The organism is Azospirillum sp. Marseille-Q6669 (genome assembly GCF_965111635.1).
Genome location: NZ_CBCOOP010000001.1, coordinates 2,276,539 through 2,294,393, shown reverse-complemented (window position 1 = coordinate 2,294,393; position 17,855 = coordinate 2,276,539). Strand labels below are relative to the sequence as shown.

22 protein-coding genes are annotated in these 17,855 nt (G+C 64.3%); 15 read left to right on the top strand and 7 right to left on the bottom strand.

Annotation, left to right across the window (positions count from 1 at the left end):
• Window positions 1-277: 277 nt before the first annotated feature.
• Complete coding sequence (locus ACWPXE_RS10205) at window positions 278-451, top strand: hypothetical protein (RefSeq protein WP_454017723.1); 174 nt, start codon at window positions 278-280, stop codon at window positions 449-451.
• 121 nt (window positions 452-572) lie between these two features.
• Here the strand turns inward: ACWPXE_RS10205 and ACWPXE_RS10200 are convergent, their stop codons facing one another.
• On the bottom strand, window positions 573-809 hold the full coding sequence (locus ACWPXE_RS10200) for a helix-turn-helix domain-containing protein (RefSeq protein WP_454017722.1): 237 nt from the start codon (window positions 807-809) through the stop codon (window positions 573-575).
• 156 nt (window positions 810-965) lie between these two features.
• Here ACWPXE_RS10200 and ACWPXE_RS10195 point away from each other — a divergent pair, with 156 nt between their 5' ends.
• On the top strand, window positions 966-1,415 hold the full coding sequence (locus ACWPXE_RS10195) for a helix-turn-helix domain-containing protein (RefSeq protein WP_454017721.1): 450 nt from the start codon (window positions 966-968) through the stop codon (window positions 1,413-1,415).
• Here the strand turns inward: ACWPXE_RS10195 and ACWPXE_RS10190 are convergent.
• Entirely contained in the window at window positions 1,408-1,620 is a 213-nt protein-coding gene (locus ACWPXE_RS10190; protein WP_233474968.1) for an XRE family transcriptional regulator, read from the bottom strand. The two genes, ACWPXE_RS10195 and ACWPXE_RS10190, sit on opposite strands and share 8 nt — an antisense overlap.
• A gap of 212 nt (window positions 1,621-1,832) precedes the next feature.
• Here ACWPXE_RS10190 and ACWPXE_RS10185 point away from each other — a divergent pair, with 212 nt between their 5' ends.
• The gene (locus tag ACWPXE_RS10185; RefSeq protein WP_454017720.1) at window positions 1,833-2,375 is read left to right on the top strand and encodes a hypothetical protein; all 543 of its coding nucleotides are present in this window, start codon (window positions 1,833-1,835) and stop codon (window positions 2,373-2,375) included.
• 561 nt (window positions 2,376-2,936) lie between these two features.
• Complete coding sequence (locus ACWPXE_RS10180; protein ID WP_454017719.1) at window positions 2,937-4,091, top strand: hypothetical protein; 1,155 nt, start codon at window positions 2,937-2,939, stop codon at window positions 4,089-4,091.
• A 126-nt stretch (window positions 4,092-4,217) separates the two neighbouring features.
• On the opposite strand, the gene ACWPXE_RS10175 is transcribed toward ACWPXE_RS10180, so the two are convergent.
• Complete coding sequence (locus tag ACWPXE_RS10175; protein WP_454017718.1) at window positions 4,218-4,622, bottom strand: MucR family transcriptional regulator; 405 nt, start codon at window positions 4,620-4,622, stop codon at window positions 4,218-4,220.
• A gap of 147 nt (window positions 4,623-4,769) precedes the next feature.
• Complete coding sequence (locus tag ACWPXE_RS10170) at window positions 4,770-5,153, bottom strand: response regulator (protein WP_454017717.1); 384 nt, start codon at window positions 5,151-5,153, stop codon at window positions 4,770-4,772.
• Window positions 5,154-5,374: 221 nt separating this feature from the next.
• On the opposite strand from ACWPXE_RS10170, the gene istA reads away from it, so the two are divergent.
• Both istA and istB read left to right on the top strand, forming a co-directional pair.
• Entirely contained in the window at window positions 5,375-6,679 is a 1,305-nt protein-coding gene (istA, locus tag ACWPXE_RS10165; protein WP_454017716.1) for an IS21 family transposase, read from the top strand.
• Window positions 6,679-7,464 (top strand): IS21-like element helper ATPase IstB, encoded by a 786-nt coding sequence (gene istB / locus ACWPXE_RS10160; protein WP_454017715.1) that lies wholly within the window; start codon window positions 6,679-6,681, stop codon window positions 7,462-7,464. Before istA ends, istB begins: the two co-directional genes overlap by 1 nt.
• Here istB and ACWPXE_RS10155 read toward each other — a convergent pair.
• Together ACWPXE_RS10155 and ACWPXE_RS10150 are read right to left on the bottom strand one after the other, a co-directional pair.
• Window positions 7,370-7,888: a hypothetical protein gene (locus ACWPXE_RS10155; protein WP_454017714.1), complete on the bottom strand. Its 519-nt coding sequence runs from the start codon at window positions 7,886-7,888 to the stop codon at window positions 7,370-7,372. The two genes, istB and ACWPXE_RS10155, sit on opposite strands and share 95 nt — an antisense overlap.
• Window positions 7,889-8,131 (bottom strand): hypothetical protein, encoded by a 243-nt coding sequence (locus ACWPXE_RS10150; RefSeq protein ID WP_454017713.1) that lies wholly within the window; start codon window positions 8,129-8,131, stop codon window positions 7,889-7,891.
• A gap of 233 nt (window positions 8,132-8,364) precedes the next feature.
• Between ACWPXE_RS10150 and ACWPXE_RS10145 the strand changes: the two genes are divergently transcribed.
• Entirely contained in the window at window positions 8,365-8,652 is a 288-nt protein-coding gene (locus ACWPXE_RS10145; RefSeq protein WP_454017712.1) for a helix-turn-helix domain-containing protein, read from the top strand.
• 107 nt (window positions 8,653-8,759) lie between these two features.
• Entirely contained in the window at window positions 8,760-9,233 is a 474-nt protein-coding gene (locus ACWPXE_RS10140; RefSeq protein WP_454017711.1) for a VOC family protein, read from the top strand.
• Window positions 9,234-9,543: 310 nt separating this feature from the next.
• Here the strand turns inward: ACWPXE_RS10140 and ACWPXE_RS10135 are convergent, their stop codons facing one another.
• Window positions 9,544-9,786 (bottom strand): helix-turn-helix transcriptional regulator, encoded by a 243-nt coding sequence (locus ACWPXE_RS10135; RefSeq protein ID WP_454017710.1) that lies wholly within the window; start codon window positions 9,784-9,786, stop codon window positions 9,544-9,546.
• 197 nt (window positions 9,787-9,983) lie between these two features.
• Between ACWPXE_RS10135 and ACWPXE_RS10130 the strand changes: the two genes are divergently transcribed.
• The 7 genes from ACWPXE_RS10130 (at window position 9,984) to ACWPXE_RS10100 (ending at window position 17,839) form a co-directional block, all read left to right on the top strand.
• Complete coding sequence (locus ACWPXE_RS10130) at window positions 9,984-10,259, top strand: DNA -binding domain-containing protein (protein ID WP_454017709.1); 276 nt, start codon at window positions 9,984-9,986, stop codon at window positions 10,257-10,259.
• Window positions 10,208-10,642 (top strand): transcriptional regulator domain-containing protein, encoded by a 435-nt coding sequence (locus ACWPXE_RS10125; RefSeq protein ID WP_454017708.1) that lies wholly within the window; start codon window positions 10,208-10,210, stop codon window positions 10,640-10,642. The genes ACWPXE_RS10130 and ACWPXE_RS10125 overlap by 52 nt, the downstream gene beginning before the upstream one ends.
• 25 nt (window positions 10,643-10,667) lie before the next feature.
• Window positions 10,668-11,195 (top strand): DUF2285 domain-containing protein, encoded by a 528-nt coding sequence (locus ACWPXE_RS10120; protein WP_454017707.1) that lies wholly within the window; start codon window positions 10,668-10,670, stop codon window positions 11,193-11,195.
• Window positions 11,196-11,574: 379 nt separating this feature from the next.
• Window positions 11,575-12,765, top strand: coding sequence for a cysteine desulfurase family protein (locus ACWPXE_RS10115; protein WP_454017706.1), 1,191 nt, complete (start codon window positions 11,575-11,577; stop codon window positions 12,763-12,765).
• Window positions 12,766-12,774: 9 nt separating this feature from the next.
• A complete protein-coding gene (locus tag ACWPXE_RS10110) occupies window positions 12,775-13,698 on the top strand; it encodes a DUF4007 family protein (protein WP_454017705.1) in 924 nt (307 codons plus the stop codon).
• The gene (locus ACWPXE_RS10105; RefSeq protein ID WP_454017704.1) at window positions 13,695-17,003 is read left to right on the top strand and encodes a hypothetical protein; all 3,309 of its coding nucleotides are present in this window, start codon (window positions 13,695-13,697) and stop codon (window positions 17,001-17,003) included. Before ACWPXE_RS10110 ends, ACWPXE_RS10105 begins: the two co-directional genes overlap by 4 nt.
• Window positions 17,000-17,839, top strand: a complete 840-nt coding sequence (locus ACWPXE_RS10100) for a phosphoadenosine phosphosulfate reductase family protein (protein WP_454017703.1) — start codon at window positions 17,000-17,002, stop codon at window positions 17,837-17,839. The genes ACWPXE_RS10105 and ACWPXE_RS10100 overlap by 4 nt, the downstream gene beginning before the upstream one ends.
• Window positions 17,840-17,855 lie beyond the last annotated feature (16 nt).

Sequence of the window (17,855 nt, the reverse complement as noted above, 5' to 3'; positions counted from 1 at the left end):
TCCGGGGGCTGCAACCGGCAGGTCTGTCCGTCCGGTCCATCACGGCGGCGGCGGTCCGGCTTGCCGCGTCCCCGTTTTCCCGAACGTTCTATCTGCCTTTTCAGACCTCCCAGCCTACCATGCCGGATCGCCCCGCATCGAGGACGAGCGGTCCCCCCAAAATGCTGCGCATTTCGGCTCCCCCGCTCGCCGACCGGCCGGTCGCCTGCGGCGATCCTCGACCCGGACCGCTCCGGCACCATGCGAGCCCTCCTGTCTTCAAACACAGGAGGGACCGATGCTCACCATCGACCGGCAAATCCAGGAACTCCGCGTGGAACTGGCTGCTTGCTTCCTGACCCGTCGCGAGCGTGTCCAGGCCCGGCGGGAGCTGGACACCCTCCTCGCCCGGCAAGCGGACAGTGAAGGCGCTTTCGAGACCCTGGTCGCCGACGACCCGGCGCTCGACTGAGGCGCTGTTTCTCTGGATAACCGAATGTGTGCGATGGTTTCGGGGTGTCCCCATCGACGGCCCGCCACCGCGTTGAACGTGCACGGTGCCGGCCAATCCCTCCCTGTCCTCAGGAGGACGATCAACCGGCCCCTTCGGCAGCCGGGGCAGCATCCGGCTCCAGCAACGTGCTTGGCGGCACACCCAGCGCGTCCGCCAGTTCCTTCAGCACCGTGATGGTCGGGTTGCGGGCGCCGCGTTCGATGCCGCTGATGTAGGTGCGGTGCAGCCCCGACTCGAAGGCAAGCTCCTCCTGCGACCAGCCGCGTGTGCGCCTGATCCGCTGAACGTTGAGCCCGACCTGCCTGCGGATATCCATCCGGGCAGCTAGCCCGCGTGTAGCCTATTGGTCTACAGACTATGAGTAACATTTTCTTGAGGGCATGCGCACGACGGTCCATGCTGCACAGCCGGCACGCGAGAAAGGGCATGGTCGCATCCCGCAGCCGAAGGCGTGATGCAGGAGGGGGGCTTCGTGGACGTCGTACCAGAGGTGAAGAGCAAGAGGCGTGGTCGCGCACAGAAGGCCGGGACCGGTCTGGACACGGTGGACACCCACGTGGGTGGCCGGCTGCGGCTGCGCCGCACGCTGCTCGGCCTGTCGCAGACCGAGCTGGGCCGGCGAGTCGGCCTGACCTTCCAGCAAATCCAGAAGTACGAGCACGGCGCCAACGGCATCGCCGCGTCACGGCTCTGGCAGTTGGCGGACATACTCGACATTCCGGTCAGCTTCTTCTTCGACGACATGCCGGACGCGGCGCCCCGCGCCTCCGAGCCCCCCGATCCCGAAACGCCGCCGATGGGGCGGCGGGAGACGCTGGAACTGGTGAAATGCTACTACCGGATCAAGGACCCGCGCGTGCGCCGGGGGATCTTCGATTTGGTCAAGGCGACCGTGGGCGCGGTCGAGAGCGTGATCAAATGACGTCCGTCTCCTGCGGCCGGTCCTTTTTGAACCGAACCCCTTCGCCACCGCCGTTCTCTGGGATGAATTCCACACCGGCAGCCTCCAGCGCTGCGCGGAGGGCGCGAAGGGTGCGGATATGGAGCCGTCGTTCAGACTCGCGCTCAAAATCCGCGACGGTCTTCTCGCCGACCTCTGCGGCTTCCGCAAGCTGCTCCTGGCTCATTCGAACCAAGCCGCGCCCCGCCCTGCATTGCGCGGGTGTTATGACGTCTTTTCTGTCGTTAAGCATCTTTTCTGTTGACCTGATTGCAGTCAAACGGCAGAATATCAGTTACTCTGCTTCACGCAAAGGAGGTGGGCGTGTCTCCAAAGGCGCGAGCACCAAAGGCACGCCCTGTGCCTCGCCGGACGAGCTTAGCTGCGGCCGCTCGCCTTTTGACGGTTGCCGTATCCGAGCAACAGGACGCCGACCCGCTCATCCTGATCTGGCAGGATTGGCGCGAGATCTTCGCCTCCTCGCAGCGGCTGTGCCGCGAGGCTCAGCGCCTGGAACGGGAACTGGCCGAGACGATCGGCTTTCCCCGTGTCGAAATCCCTCTCGGCGATCCAGGACGTCCTTCGGTTGTCGCCACGGACGCTCGTCAGATCGACCGGGTGCTGGGGACGACGCCGGCCACACGGTCGTTGCGCCGACGCCTGAAGCGCGATCTTGCCACCGCACAGGCGCGCTGGGACGCCGAGGCGGCGGCGGTCGGCCTCACCAGCGCCGTGGAGCGGGAGGCCGCAGCGGACCGGCGGGTGGACGAGTTGCTCAAGGCCGCGTCCCGCACGCCGGCACAGTCGCTCCCCGGCGTCATCGCCAAGCTCGCCATCGCGACCGAATGGAGCGAGTTGGAGCCGGACGCCGACGGCTATCCCTGGGACTTCATCCGCGGTGTTCTCGCCGACCTGACCGCGCTGACCGTAAAGGAAGCCTAGCGTGGCTCGTGCCTCTTTCCATGCTTTGGGTGGGTGACTGCAAAGAGAGCACCGCCAAGCTCCGCAAACACAGGAATCATGTCCGAGCGCACAAGTTGGGATCATTTGACGGTGAACAGAGGAAGCCTCGTCGCCGCGCTGGTCGGATCGGCGGTTGCCGTCACCATGATCGCGCAAAGGCGCAGCCCGAACTGGGCAATCAAGATAACGCACGGAACGCAAAGAACATTTTTCGTGTGCGATGCCACTGCGTCAAAATGACCACCCGCTGCCGATTGGCAGTAAAATGTATATTAAGGGTTGTTGATGCTCAATGTTTGCAAATGGATCTGGCAACTCGCGACGAGGGAGGGCGGAAGGATCTTTATAGAGAAAATTAAATTCCCAATGAAATCGTCAGCGCCCTTGATGGTTTTTGTTCGGATAGAAAGTGAACATCATTTTTCTTTCTGTCAAAGGCGGGCGATGTCCGCTTTGACGGAAATAAGCGGATGAGTAACTTGCCCATCCCGAGCGAAAGCCTGTGCCCTCTGGCGAGTGCGAAAGAGGAGCCTTGTGCGTATGCGACGTCACTTTGAAGCAATCTCACCGATCCTGGAACAAATCTTATACGGAGGTTCCAGCGTATCGCTGAACCTGCTGTCCATTACCCAAAGCCTGCCGGAAGAGGCCCATCTCTTCCGGACGCATGCTCTGAACCATGTCATCCTGTTCAAGTACCCGAATTTCGACGAAAGCCAGGGCGACGGGCACGATTTCCTGAATTGCGACGCTGGGAACGCGCTCAGCAAGCGTCCGGTCGAAACCGGCATTTACATCCCCCATGACGGCTGTCAATGGGAGACCGGTGGAGTTGCCATCTATCTAAGGTCCCGCAACAGCACCGTTCTGTTGGAAGAGCACTTCGGTCCTGAAGCGGTGGAGCAGGAAAGTGTCCATAACGACCTTAGCCTTCTGTCCCTGATCGACAACATTCCATCTCTGGATGCCTTTCTGCTGAAGACTTACTTCGAAGCGAAGAAAATTCGGCTCGATCAACGTTATTGGCAAATCGCCGCAGAGGAGGAGGCTCAGTTGCGTCGGCTGATCAGCCGGCGAGTGGAGCCAATCGTGCGCAAGGCCGTCAACGATGGTATCGGCAGCGAGGCGATCGTTGGTCGGTTTCTCGACGCCATCTGGAATCCCGACATGGAAGAGGCCGGGCATTTCGTATCGGCCTTCGGCATCGATCACTCCGAAGCCGACGCAATCTTCAGCGCCTGGAAGGGGATCACCTTCTATGAATACCAACTCCGCCGTATCGCCCCGCGGGTCCGCACCATCATCACGTGGTTGAGATCCCGGGAATGCGTGCCGGCCGACTTGAAAATGCACCGTCCCTACGATGAGCATTTGCTGATGCACATCGACCGGGTGGGTCATATGCTCAACGCCACTCTGCTGGATATCCGCCACATTCTGGGCGAGTACGAGAAGAGCTTCAGGGCGCTGATGGATGGTTCCCCGTCACTGTTCCGCGAGTTCCTGCGCACGATCCATGCACACTACTGGCTTCTGGGCTATTGCGTGTCGGCGCTGATCAGCGTGGTGCATCTGGACAACCGGTGCATGAAGAATTTGCCGTCCCGCCACGTCGATTTCGAGACGTTGAGCCGCTTGCTGCGCCAGTTCGATGTCGCTCTGGACCGGCGTCGGGAACAGAAATCAGCATTTTGAGTGTTCAGCGCCATGACGACGTCGAGCGATCACCGACAACTCTTCCTGGGGCAAGGAGATGCCCGATGGGGCTGTGCTGATCAGAGCGGCATCCGAGACGGAGGTCTGACAAGCGGGCGCAGCCCTTTATGGTGCGTTCCGTAATCTCCGTTCGGTTCGACCGAGTCCCCGCGCCTTGGCGAGCGCGGAGCAGGACGCCACGTGGTTTGGAGCGGTCATCGGGTAATTGTCCGGCAGGTTCCAGCGCGCCCGGTACTCCTCCGGCGTCATGCCGTAGGCGGTCCGCAGATGGCGCTTCAGCATCTTCAGCTTCTGGCCGTCCTCCAGACAGACGATGTGGTCGGGCGTCACCGAGCGGCGGATCGGCACGGCTGGCTTGCGTTCGGTGTGCCGCAGTTCCGCGGGCATGCCCAGGGCTTCCAAAGCCCGGCGCACGGTGGCGATCAGAGATGGTCTGTCCTCGACACCGACACGGTGGTTGCGGACGTAGGCAGCCACGATCCTGCTGGCCTGTTCGAGAACGTCGGTCATGGTCCGGAGCACTTCGCGTTGGCGTTGCATACTATCGTATGAAGCTGTCCTTGGTCCGTCAAAGCCCATATTTCCAGGATGGCTTCTCGCCCTTCAGGCGGCCTCGCCGGGATGCCGAGTCCATCCCCATCCAAGCGCTTGACGCGGTCATGAAGACCCGAGCACGGTTTGGATGGCCGCGATGACCGGCCAGGAACTCACCGTTTTGGTCATGATGGTGGTGCCGGCCGCCGTTGCGCTCCGCAGTTCGTCAAGAGCGCTGGCATCCGGGGCGCCGGTCATCACGACCACCGGCAACGTGGGACACGCCGCCCGCAACTGCCGGATCCGGGCCAAGCCGTCGAGGTGGGGCATCTGGAGATCGGTCAGCAGCACGTCGGCGGGAGTCTGGGCCTGGAGGGCGAGCGCCTGCACCCCATCGTGGGCGAGCGTGACCTGATAGCCCGCCTCCTCCAGGATGGCGCGCAGCGCCCAGGCGACCAGCACCTCGTCCTCGGCGACGAGGACATGAACCGGCGTGTCTTCGGCCATGACTGTCATCCTCAATCCCCTCAGGATGCGCCGTCCCGCAGCGGCCGCGCCCCGACGATCACCGCCCCTCAATCCAGGCCGACCGTGGGGTGCAGTGCGGCTATGGTCGAACGCAGCCGGTGCACCTCGGCCACGTACGGCCGCAGGTGTCAGGCGACACGTCAAACTGCCCCCCTGGCGACAGGAGGACCTGCCCCCCTTGAGAGAAGGGGATTTGAGGGATGGGGAGCTTGAACGAGGCTATTCCGCGGGGCATTGAACCGCGGAGGGACGTGATGAAGGCGCCGGATGACGTGTCGGCGATGCTGAAGTTGAAGGCGCTGGGCTGGGGAGCGAAGCGGATCGCGGCGGAGCTTGGCTGCTCGAAGCACACGGTGAAGCGGTGGCTCGGTCTGGGCGGCTGGCGGCCGTGCGCTGCGCCCTCGCGTTCGAAGCGGTTGGATGAACACAGCGCTTGGCTGGCCGAGCGTTTCCACCGGCATGCCGGGAACGCCGACGTGATCCGTCAGGAGTTGGCGCGGGAGAAGGGGATCGCGGTCAGCCTGCGCACGGTGGAGCGGGCGTTGGCGCCGCTGCGCCGGGAACTGGTTGCCCAGGCGCGGGCGACGGTGCGCTTCGAGACGCGGCCGGGCGAGCAGATGCAGATCGACTTCGGCGTCCGGCGCATCGAGATCGGCGGGGTGGCGACGGTGGTGTTCCTGTTCGTGGCGACGCTGGGCTTTTCCCGCCGGCTGCATGTGCGGGCCTACGGACATGAGAAGCAGGACAGCTGGTTCGACGGCCTGGAAAGCGCCTTCCGGGCCTTCGGCGGGGTTCCCGAGGAGGTTCTGCTCGACAACGCGCGGGCGCTGGTCCTGCATCACGACCCGGCCAGCCGGGAGGTGGTGCTGCACCCGCGCCTGCACGCCTTTGCCCGGCACTGGGGCTTCCGGGTGCGGGCCTGCGCGCCGTACCGGGCGCGCACCAAGGGTAAGGACGAGCGCGGCGTCGGCTACGTCAAACGCAACGCCATCGCCGGCCGCTCCTTCGCGACCTGGGCGGAACTGGAAGCGCACCTGGAGGCCTGGACGCGGGACATCGCCGATCAGCGGTGTCACGGCACGACCGGCGAAGCGCCGATCGAGCGGTTCCGGCGGGAGGAAGCCCAGGCGCTGAAGCCGCTGGCCGGCATCCCGCCCTTCACCACGGCGCGCGACCTGGTTCGCCGGGTCGGTACGGACTGCGCGGTGGAGGTGGACGGCAACGCCTACTCGGTGCCCTGGCGGCTGATCGGCGAGCGGGTCCGGGTGATGGTGGAGGCCGGCACGCTGCGGGTTCTCCATGCCGGCCGCGAGGTGGCGGTGCATGCCGAATTGAAGGGGCGGCATGGGCGCTCGATGCAGGATGCCCATCTGGCCGGCGTCGCCGGAGCGGATGGCCGGCCGGTCCGCGTCGCCCGCCCCGAGGACGGCGGCGCGGTGGCGGCGGTGCCGGCGCTGTTGCGTCCGCTGGCCGAATACGAGGCCGTGGCCGGAGGAGGCTTCTGATGAGCGAGCACGACCATCTGATCGCCATGCTGAACCGGCTGAAGCTGACGGCCTTGCGCGACCAGCTCGACAGCCTGATCGACGAGGCCGGGCGGCGGGAGCTGACGATCCGCGAGTCCCTGGCGCTGTTCTGCGAACGGGAGATCGCCCGGCGCGATCAGCGCCGCATCGACATGGGCTTCGGGCTGGCCCGCTTCCCCTTCGTGCGCGAGTTGGCCGGCTTCGATTTCGCCGCCCAGCCGTCGCTCGACAAGACGCAGATCCGGGAAATCGCGACTGGGCGCTTCATCGCCAACGGCGAGGCGGTGCTGTTCCTCGGTCCGCCGGGCGTGGGCAAGACGCATCTGGCGGTGGCCATCGGCCGGGAGGCGATCGTGGCCGGCTATTCGGTGCTGTTCAGCCCGGCGACGACCCTGGTGGCCCAACTCGCCAAGGCCCATGCCGACGGCCGGCTGGAGGAACGGCTGCTGCACTACACCAAGCCCAAGCTGCTGATCGTCGATGAGCTGGGCTACCTGCCCTTCGAGCCGGACGCCGCCCACCTGTTCTTCCAGCTCGTCAGCCGGCGCTACGAGAAGGGGGCGATGCTGGTGACCTCCAACCGTGCCGTGGGGGAATGGGGCAGCGTCTTCGGCGATCCCGTCGTGGCCACCGCGATCCTCGACCGGCTGCTCCACCACAGCCACGTCGTCACCATCCGAGGCGACAGCTACCGGCTTCGCGAAAAGCGCCGCAGCGGGCTTCTGCAGAAGCCCGCTGCGGCGCTTCAACCGACCACCGCTTGAGCGGTGCAACCGGGGGGCAGATCCTCGTGTCGCCAGGGGGGCAGTTCGGGATGTCGGTTGACAGCAGGACCTCCGTGAGGTGGCTCGACGGGTGTCTGCCGGTGGACAGCACGGTGCGGGACAGGGCGGCCAGAGTGGCGAAGCCGAAGCCGGCGGCCAGCGACAGCATTGCCTGGGTGTCGTTACGGATGCCCGGCCAGTCCCACGGCTCTTGCTGAAGCGAACGCAGCCGCCGCTCCATTTCCTCGTCGAGCGCGGCCAGGACGTCGCGGAACGCCGCCTCGCCGAGATCGCGCCGGAGGACGGTGAACAGCGCACCATCGTTTCGAGTGGACGCACCCGGCAGCGTGGCCGAATCAACCGGCCCGTTGTCGGCCCGCTGCGAGTCGCCGGGAAACCGAGTCGCGGAACAGGTCTTGATCATCTATTGCCAGCCGCCCCCGGCAATGAACGCCTGCACGCTTCGTAGATCGTCCTGCCAGCAGCCGGTGCACGGCATGGGGACGCGGAAGCGTAGGGCTTCGTGGTAGATCAGCTCCTTGATGTCCACCGCCTGCCAATAGCTTTCCACCGCTGCGGGCAGGTCGACGGGCGTCAAGACATCGCCGTCGGTCATGCACTGCTCGTAGCGTGTTACCAAGGCGGCCAGTTCCCAGACGCGCGGCATCACCCTTGTCCTCCATACCGTTGCCGGTCCTTTCCCAGGTGTTCGTCGCTGCTCGTGTGGCTGGACAACACCGGTGGCGAGGCAGGACGGGAACGCGGCTCCTCCCTCACCCCACGACCGGGAAAAGACAGCGGATATTTGCAGCCTGAGAGTGTAGCGCCTTCAGGCCTTAAAAGCGACTAAAATAGTCGTTTCTGTGGCGCTGGGCATGCGCATCGGGAATGTGGTCGTCGATGATCACACCCAGGCAAATACGGGCAGCGCGGGCGCTTCTCGGCTGGACCCAGGAGACGCTGGCGGACACGGCCCTGGTCGCCTTGACCGCCCTGAAGCGGCTGGAGTCGGACCGCCTCGATGTGCGGGACACGACGCGCGACGCCGTGCGCAAGGCGCTGGAGGATCACGGCGTCATCTTCCTGTCGTCGGCCCGCGGCCTCGGCGTCATGCTGGTCGATCAGCCGGACGACGCGCCGGTAGTGCTGCAAGACGCCGGCGGGCCGCAGCAGCAGAGGCGCGGTTAGGGCGCGTCCTCCGCCGGGGTGGAGAAATGCGCTTGGGCGAACCACCTCAGGAGACGGCCGATGGGGATATCGGGCCGGACTCCGGCCTCACAGCGAAAGGACACGCCATGGCAAAGAACACGATTTGCCTCTGGTACGACAAGGACGCCGAGGCGGCTGCCCGTTTCTACGCCGAGACCTTTCCTGACAGCGCGGTGAGCTCCGTCCACCGTGCGCCCAGCGACTACCCGTCCGGCAAGGCGGGCGACGTGCTGACGGTCGAGTTCACCGTGGCCGGCGTCCCGTGTCTCGGCCTCAACGGTGGTCCCACCTTCAAGCACAACGAAGCCTTCTCGTTCCAGATCGCCACCGACGATCAGGAGGAGACTGACCGTTACTGGAACGCCATCGTCGGCAACGGCGGCCAGGAGAGCGCGTGCGGCTGGTGCAAGGACCGGTGGGGTGTTTCCTGGCAGATCACGCCGCGCGTGCTGACCGAGGCGCTGGCGGTCGGCGGCGCTGAAGCGAAGCGCGCGTTCGAGGCGATGATGGGCATGACGAAGATCGACATCGCCGCGATCGAGGCGGCGCGGCGCGGCTGACACTCCCACGCACGACCGCACCGACCCCACCCCCCCATCACCAATCGCATTCTTGCCGACCGGGAACGGGGCCTGCGCCCCCCGGTGTAGGCTACGAAACGCTGACCACGCCGCCGGTCGAGCGCCAGCGGGTGCGGATGGCACGCCGGTCCCCGGTCCGGGACCGGTCCTGTCCATCACGCATCTCTAAAGAATAGACTGAAAGTTTAGCTAAACCCCGCCAGATGCGCCGTTGGCAACCACCCATTATAAGGCATCTAAAGACACGGCGGCGCTGTGATATCCGATGCGCAGCGCCGCCGTTCCGGACCTACGGATGTCCGGCAAGCCGCGCGAGGTAGGGGTGGTTGGGGGGAAGTTCCAGGAGATTACGGGGAAGCACCGAGAGGGCCGCCGCCAGACGGCCGACGGTGACGACCGTCGCCTTGTGCTCGGCCCGCTCGATGGTGCCGAGGTAGCTGCGGTCCATGCCGGCGCGGTGCGCCAGCTCCTCCTGCGTGATGCCCTTGGCGAGGCGCAGGCGGCGGATGTTCAGGGCCAGGATGTCGGGCATGTCCTCCATCGGCAGGATGGAGCAGGATTGCGGGACAGGTCTCCACGGGATACATCTCCCATTCGGAGCGGGCCGGGCAAACCGACGGTGTTTCGGTGCCGATCCGCGACCCCGCTCCGGATCGTCCCTACATACGATGATATGAAAACACCCATCGCTTCGGTGCGGGGCCACACACAAAGGGGAGAGATCAGCCGATGACGACGCCGCAACTCGAACCGCCGATTGCCGACGCGCCGCCCTGTTCGGACGCCCTGACCGATTACGACCGCCTGCACCTCGTCACCTACCTGCGCCTGCTCGACGCCGAGGCGGATGGCGCCGACCCGGACGAAGTCGCCCGCATCGTGCTGCGCATCGACCCCGCCCGCGAGCCCGACCGCGCCCGGCACGCCCACGCCACCCATCTGGCGCGGGCGCAATGGATGACGCGGGTCGGATACCGCGACCTGCTCCGCCAGGGCATGCACTGACTTCCGCATCGCCGGATTTCCGGAAATCCGTCGTTCCGGATGGCCGGATCGGCGGAGTCCGCCGAAGTACGCCGTTCCCGCCGGGCTCTACGCCGTCGGCGCTGTCGCAATTTCAGGGTAGCGGCTCACTTTTTCGATTCGGGCGCAACCTGACGCTGCGCGCGAGCGAAGACATCATGACCGCTATGAATGATTGGCGAGCATCGGCCGCCTACCAGTATGCCCTGACCGTCCCTGCTTCCTGTTGGGCGTGGGAATTCCTGCGCCGCAACGGGGATTATCAAGCGGATGCGGCTGGACAGCGCGGCGAGTCGGCATCCTCCGACGGCACCGGCCATTGGGGGTTGCACTGTCCTGGAGGACCCGGGCAAAAGCGGCGCTGAGACGCTGGTGTTCTGGAGGCCCGAGGTGCTGCCGGCCCTGGTCCGGCTGTCGCCGGCTCCCAGGCCCTACACCGGGCTGGGCGCCTGCCTCGATCCCTGGTGGGGAGCGTCGCGCCGAGCCGTCCTCGACACCGGAGACGGCTTCCACGTCGCGCTGGCCGACGGGCCGCGCGAGCGGCGCTTCTGGATCGAGGGCAAGCGTCTTCCCAGACGCGGCACGCCGCTGCGGGCGCTGATCGCGCTGGACGATGACCTGGACGCCCAGGTCGCGGCGCTCCGCCGGTTCCACGATGCGGTGACCAACCCGGCCGCTCCCCCGGACTTGACGCCATACCAGACCCGCATGCTGATGCGCATCCTCCAGGCGCTCGACGCCAACCTTGATGGCGCCAGCGCGCGGAAGACAGCCGAGGCGCTGTTCGGCACCGAGCGCGTCAAGGCCGACTGGTACCGGGACACCCCCTTGCGCGACCAAGTGCGCTACCTGATCCGCCGCGGTCGCCAACTGATGGACGGCGGGTATCGCGATCTGCTGCGACGGATGCCGCTGTAGACCTGTTTCCAAGTTTAGACGAATAAAAATATAGCCGCTGGTTGTTGGCGTACCCGTTTAGCGCCAAGGGCCGACATTGGCGAAGTGCCCGGAAGTGGAGCTTCGGTTCCGCGTCCATCTCCGCCACCCAGGACTTTCCGACCGCATTGTGAGGTAGACCGATCAGCCGGCAGACGTGGCAAAGTCGGTTGCTAAGTTCTTCAGCGGATTTAGCTTCTGTGGAAAGGAGCGAGAGAGCACGCTCAAGCACCCCAATTAGCCCCAATTAACCCATATTACCCTTTCCTCGATCTGCCAAACCATCTTCCTCAAGCGGCGCGATTATCGTAACGATTAGATTTCGATTTCAGCACCGGCACTCTTCGGCTAAGAACAAGATATGAACATGCGCGACGCAGGAATGGATGCTCCGATATATCTCGATGGCTTCGCGACGCTGCCGCTCGCGCCGGAGGCGCGCGCCGCGATGCTCGCGGCATGGGAACTTCCCGGTAACGCCGGTTCACCGAACGGGTCGGGCGAGCGCGCTGCACGGATTATTGCGCACGGCCGTGCTGCGGTTGCGGACCTCATCGGCGCGGCGCCGGCTGAGATCGTTTTCACTTCAGGGGCCACCGAAGCAAACAATCTCGCTCTCCTTGGCGTAGCGGCCGCGTATGGCAAGAACCAACGCGACCGGCGCCGGATCGTCATCTCCGCGATCGAGCACAAGGCGGTCATTGAGCCTGCGCGCCGGTTGGAAGCCGAGGGCTTCACCGTCACCGTCGCGCCTGTCCATGACAATGGGCGCCTCGACCTCAATGCTCTGTCGCGGCTTATCGGCGACGATATACTGCTCGCGTCGGTGATGCTCGTGAACAACGAGATTGGCGTGGTTCAGCCCGTCCGCGAGGTCGCACAGATCGTCCATGCCGCCGGCGCCCTTTTCCACTGCGACGCCGCACAAGCTGCCGGCAAAATCCCGATCGATGTCCTTGAACTCGACGTCGATTACCTCAGTGTGTCCGGCCATAAATGCTATGGTCCAATGGGCATCGGAGCGTTGTATGTGTCAGCCGGCGCGCCGCGACCCGCACCGCAAATCTTTGGCGGCGGCCAGCAAGGTGGCGCTCGGCCAGGCACCGAGCCCGTCGCTCTGATCGCTGGCTTTGCGGCCGCCGCGAGGGTCGCGCGGTCACGTCTGCCCAAGGATCAGACGCACGGGTTTAGACTAATTGCCCTCCTGCTCGACGAGCTTGCTCGCCACCAGTTGCGTTTCACATGGATGGGCGAAAACGCCGAAACCGTACCGGGAAGTGCCGCGATCTTGATGCCGGGGGTCGATGCGGACATGCTGTGCGCGACAGCCGCGCGGGAGGTCTCGCTCTCCACAGGATCGGCCTGCACGTCTGGCCAGATCAGAGTGTCTCATGTTCTTGAAGCAATTGGTTTTTCTGATCGCGATGCACGCTCCGTGGTCCGAATTTTCTGCAATCGGTACACGACCGAGGCGGAAGTTGTCACCGCAGCTCAGCTTATAGCAGATGCCGCCAAGCGTTGTTGGCTTGCAACTGGAGAGGTTCACCAGTAGCATGCCCGCATGATGCAAGGCAGCTTCACATTCGAATCGAGGGGGCAGTTTGCGGGGCACGAGACGTTCCCTCTTCGCCTGCTTTGGCTGAAGAAGGCGTTTGACGCCATCGGCGACGGCGTGCATACTGGGATATTCCAGGAACAAAAAGCCATCGCGCGTTTCGGAGTCGGCCGCAACATGGCTGTTTCGATGCGCTATTGGGCGCTCGCGTCGGGCTTCTTTGAGGAGCAGGGCCGTATCATTCGCCCAACCGTCCTCGGCCATGCAGTGTTGGCTGATGGCGCGCTCGACCCTTATCTCGAGCAGGCAGCGACTATCTGGCTCGTGCATTGGCACATCGCCAGCACACCTTCCAAGGCGACAACCGCCTTCTACGCGTTCAATCTCCTGAGCACGATTGAGTTTGACCCGGCAACGCTGCTCGACGAGCTGTTCAGCCTTGTCAACGCGCAAGGTTGGCGCGCCACCCGCGGCACCTTGAAGCGCGACATCGAGGTCTTCCTGCGCAGCTATGTCAGGAAGGGCAATACATTCAGCGAAGACGCGGCCGAACCCCTTCTTGCCGAGCTCGCGTTGGTTCGCGAAGCGCGGCTTGGCGGCTGGCACGAGTTCATCCGCGGCCCCAAGCCGACGCTGCACGATGCCGTCTTTGCCTATGCGCTCGGTGCCTTCTGGGAGCGGAGCGGCGGAGCCACGACCCTCACTGCTGAGCAGATCTGCTACTCGCCAGGCTCGCCGGGACGGGTCTTCAAGTTGGACGAGGACAGCGTCGTGACGCGGTTGATGCGAATCGATGACGTGACAGATGGGGCTTGGCAGTGGGTCGACACCGCCGGGCTTCGGCAGGTGCAACGGAAGAGCGACATCGATTTGGCAGCCCTGATCCAAGCTGCATACCCCAAGCGCGTCTCGTGGAATGCGGCAGCATGACAACGCTCGCATCTAAGGTGGCAATCGACCGCCGCTTTGCACGCTCCGCACGGCTGGATGCCGATCTCAATGGGACCCCTCCGCTTGTCGGCTATGTGCTGCAAGCGACCATTGCCAAGGCACTCATAGTCCTAGCGGAGAGCCAGATCGACAGCCACCAGGGAGCGTTCACCTGGACCGGTCCGTATGGCGGCGGAAAGTCGAGCGCCGCCCTACTGTTAGCCAACCTAGTGGCCGGAACACGCTCCAACCGCGCGATCGCCAGAAACATTGTGGGCCCAGCGCTCACGGACCTCTATGCCAAGGCATTTCCCAGAACCAACGGTGACTGGAAGGTTGTCGCGGTAACCGGGAGCCGTGTGCGGCTGCGCGACGCGATTGCCGCCGCCGCCGCCACCACGTTCGGCTGGGACTCTGATGCGCGCGAGCAGTTCGCGGCGAGCGACGAGCAATTGATCGCGGCTCTGCTACGGTCTGGAACAACGGACGGCAGCGGCACCCTCGTCATTCTCGACGAGCTCGGAAAAATGCTAGAGCATGAGGCCCTAGAAGGCGGCGACGTCCATCTTCTACAGGATATCGCAGAGTATGCGTCCCGCAGCAAGGGACGGCTGGTTGTCATAGGCATCCTGCACCAGTCCTTCGAGCAATATGCCGCGCGTGCGGCACGCAACGCCCGACAGGAATGGGCCAAGGTACAGGGCCGCTATCAGGACATCGCCTTCCTTAGCGGCGCTGACGAGACTGTCGCGCTGCTCGGCCGCGCTATCGCAAGCGAGCCGCCCGCCAAAGCACACACCCAAGCCGCTGTCGTAGCGGCAGCAATCGCGAAGCGACGCCCGACGGAGACCGCGGCGCTCACGAAGGCGCTGGCTGAAACCTGGCCGCTCAATCCGGTGACCGCGCTGTTGCTTGGTCCGGTCTCCCGTGCGCGATTTGCCCAGAACGAGCGCAGCGTTTTCGGCTTCTTGAGTTCAGCGGAGCCGGCAGGTTTCCAACAGTTCCTCGCCGGCACCGAAAGCGGCGCGAGCACCTATGATCCCTCGATGCTGTGGGACTATCTCGCGGCCAACTTCGGGATGGCGCTGGCGAGTAATGCGGACGGTAGTCGATTCAGCTTGGCGTTCGAAGCCATCGAGCGAGCGGGAGCCAAGGGCAAGCCTTTGCACGTTGCCCTGACCAAGTCGGCGGCGATGATCGAGTTCTTTCGCAACGGCTCGGGGTTAGCCCTCGCGGACGACATTCTGGCTGCCTCCCTACCCGGCGTCGACGATGAGGAGCGATCCGCAGCGATCAAGGATCTTCTCGATTGGGCGGTGCTGATCCGTCAGCCTCGGCTTGGCGGCTACGCGCTGTTCGCCGGCAGCGACTTCGACCTTGAGGACGCGATCGGCCGCGCGATCGCGCCCGTCGACAACCGACAACTTGAGGAGATCCCGCAGAGGGTCGGATTTGGGTTCGCGACTGCAAAGCGCCACTATTTCACGACCGGCGCGCTGCGGACATTCGAGATTGCGCTGCACATTGTCAGCGCCGAGGACACCGCTGAGACCCTCGCGGCGGCGCTGCTCGGTCGCGTTCAGCGTGGAAACGGTTTGCTGGTTCTCACGCTTGGTGACGGATCGATGCAGCCCGCAGACCTCGATGCGCTTACGAAGGCAACGGCCAAGCAGCTGAAGCGCGAGGGACGGATTATCGCGATCGGCGCCGCGGCCGGCAGCTTCGCGCTTCGCTCAACGGCCGCCGAGCTGTTGGCCGTTGAGCGGGTGATCCGCGGCCATCCACAGTTGGAGGGCGACCGGATCGCGCGCCGGGAGATCGCCGCTCGACAATCGCTGTGCATCGATCAACTTCACCGCACGCTCGAATCCGCGTTAGAATCCGCTCGGTGGTATTTGGCTCCGTCTCCGACGCACGGGCTGCGCGAGCCGCTTGCGATCATCGCAAGCGCGCTTGCCGATGCCGGCTATCCTTGCGCGCCGATCCTCAAGAGCGAGCTGCTCCAGCGCGATAGGCCGTCCTCGAACGCGATGGCAGCGCTCCGCGATCTGGCGCACGCGATGGTCAACCGCTTCGCGGAGCCCGATCTCGGAATTACCGGGTATCCCGCCGAGCTTGGTCTCTACCTGACGGTTCTCAAGCCGTTCGGCCTTCACCGTGAGACGACGTCTGGATCCTTCGCGTTCAGCGACCCCGATGGAAGCCCCGAAGGCAGGTCGCTGCAACCCGCCTGGGATCTGATCGACCGCGCCGGCGCTGAGGGGCTGGACGCGATCTTCAAGCAATGGGCGGCGGCGCCATTCGGGCTCAAGGCCGGCGTGATGCCGGTCCTGGCCCTGGCCTATATGCTCGCTAGGAGGGAGAGCGTCGCGGTCTATATCGGTGGCGTCTACCAGACTGCCATCAACGATGTGGTCGTGGACAAGCTGCTCCAGAAACCGGCAGACTTCCGGCTTCGTCGCATCGACCGTTCGGTGCGTGAGACAGCGTTCTTGAGTGGGCTGGCCGAACGGCTCGGCATCGAGGCTGGGAATGGCTCGCTTCCCGTGGCGGCCGCGCTCTTCCGACGTTTCGAAGCCCTTCCGGACTACGCCAAGCGAACCCACCGGGTCGAGCAGGATGCCCTCACCGTCAGGACGGTCGTGATGAAGGCGGATGATCCTGAGGCACTGCTTTTCGACTCTTTGCCCAAGGCATTCGGGGAGCGCCTATCTCCTGACTTGGTATATCAGGGTCTACTTGCATGCGAGGAGAGCTATCCGGCACTTCTCGACGAGCTACGGTGGGCGCTGGCCCGTACGCTCGGCGTTGATGCGGAGACCTTCGGTGGAATCAGTGAGCGGGTCGTCTCGATCAAAGGCCTCACCAACGATTATGCGTTCGACGCCCTTGCGGACCGTGCCGCCGCGATCGAGCAAGGTCGCGGTGACCTTGAAAGCCTCGTCAGCGTGCTTCTCCATCGTCCAGCTCGGAGCTGGTCGGACCGCGATCGTGAGGAGGCGCTGACCGAGACCGCGCGGTTCGGCCGGCGTTTTCGCGAGCTCGAGGCGCTCGCGGTCGTGCGCGATCGCAAATCGCACACGGAGGCTCTCGCGCTCGTGGTCGGGCTCGATCCCAAGACACCGCCGCTGATGCGGAGCTTCGTGCTAAACGAGAAGGAGAAGAAGGCCGCGGCGATCCTAGCCGACCGAGTGGTTGCTGGGTTGCGAGCGGACGATACAGGGGGCCGTTTGCGGCTTGCTGCGCTAGCCCGCGCAGTCGCGATGTTGGCCGCTGAAGCTGATGAAGAAGGCGAATTGGCATGACACGGGAGCGGCATATCCTAGGTCTGTCGGGTGGCCGCGACAGTGCGGCCTTGGCGGTTTATATGCGGCAGCATCACCCCGAGCTGCCCATCGAGTATTTTTTTACTGACACCGGGAAAGAACTCCCCGAGGTCTACAAGTTCTTGGACAAATTGGAAGGTTTTCTCGGCCGCCATATCCAGAAATTGAACCCAGATCGTGATTTTGACTTCTGGCTTGAGGAATATGGGAACTTCCTCCCCTCTCCGCGCACCCGGTGGTGCACGCGCCAGCTAAAACTTCGGCCACTCGAGCACTGGCTCAGGCAGGATCTTGAAAGCGGGACGATCATTCACTCTTATGTCGCCATTCGCGCCGACGAGCCTGGTCGCGAGGGCTACCAAGCCACCCATCGGAATATGCGGGTTCATCTGCCGCTCCGAGACGCTGGCATTGATCGGCCCGGTGTGCTCGAGATCCTCGGCCAGTCGGACGTTGGCGAACCCGAATATTATCAATGGCGCTCGCGCTCAGGCTGCACGTTCTGCTTTTTTCAGCAGAAGATCGAGTGGGTTCGCCTTGCCGAGGAGCATCCGGACCGATTTGCTGAAGCGATCAATTACGAGAAGACGGCGCTCCGTGACGGTTCTCCTTTCACTTGGAGCCAAGGTGAGAGCCTAACCGAGTTGATCGCACCGAAGCGCGTTGAGCAGATCAAGGCGGACTATGAGAAGCGGCGCGAGCGGCTGCGCCGCAACCGGCGGGTCAATCCGCTCTCGGCGAACACCGTCGAGACGATCGACGATGTCTATGGCATCGACGAAGGATCGAGCAGCTGCGTCATCTGCCACAAGTGAAATAGATCACATTGAC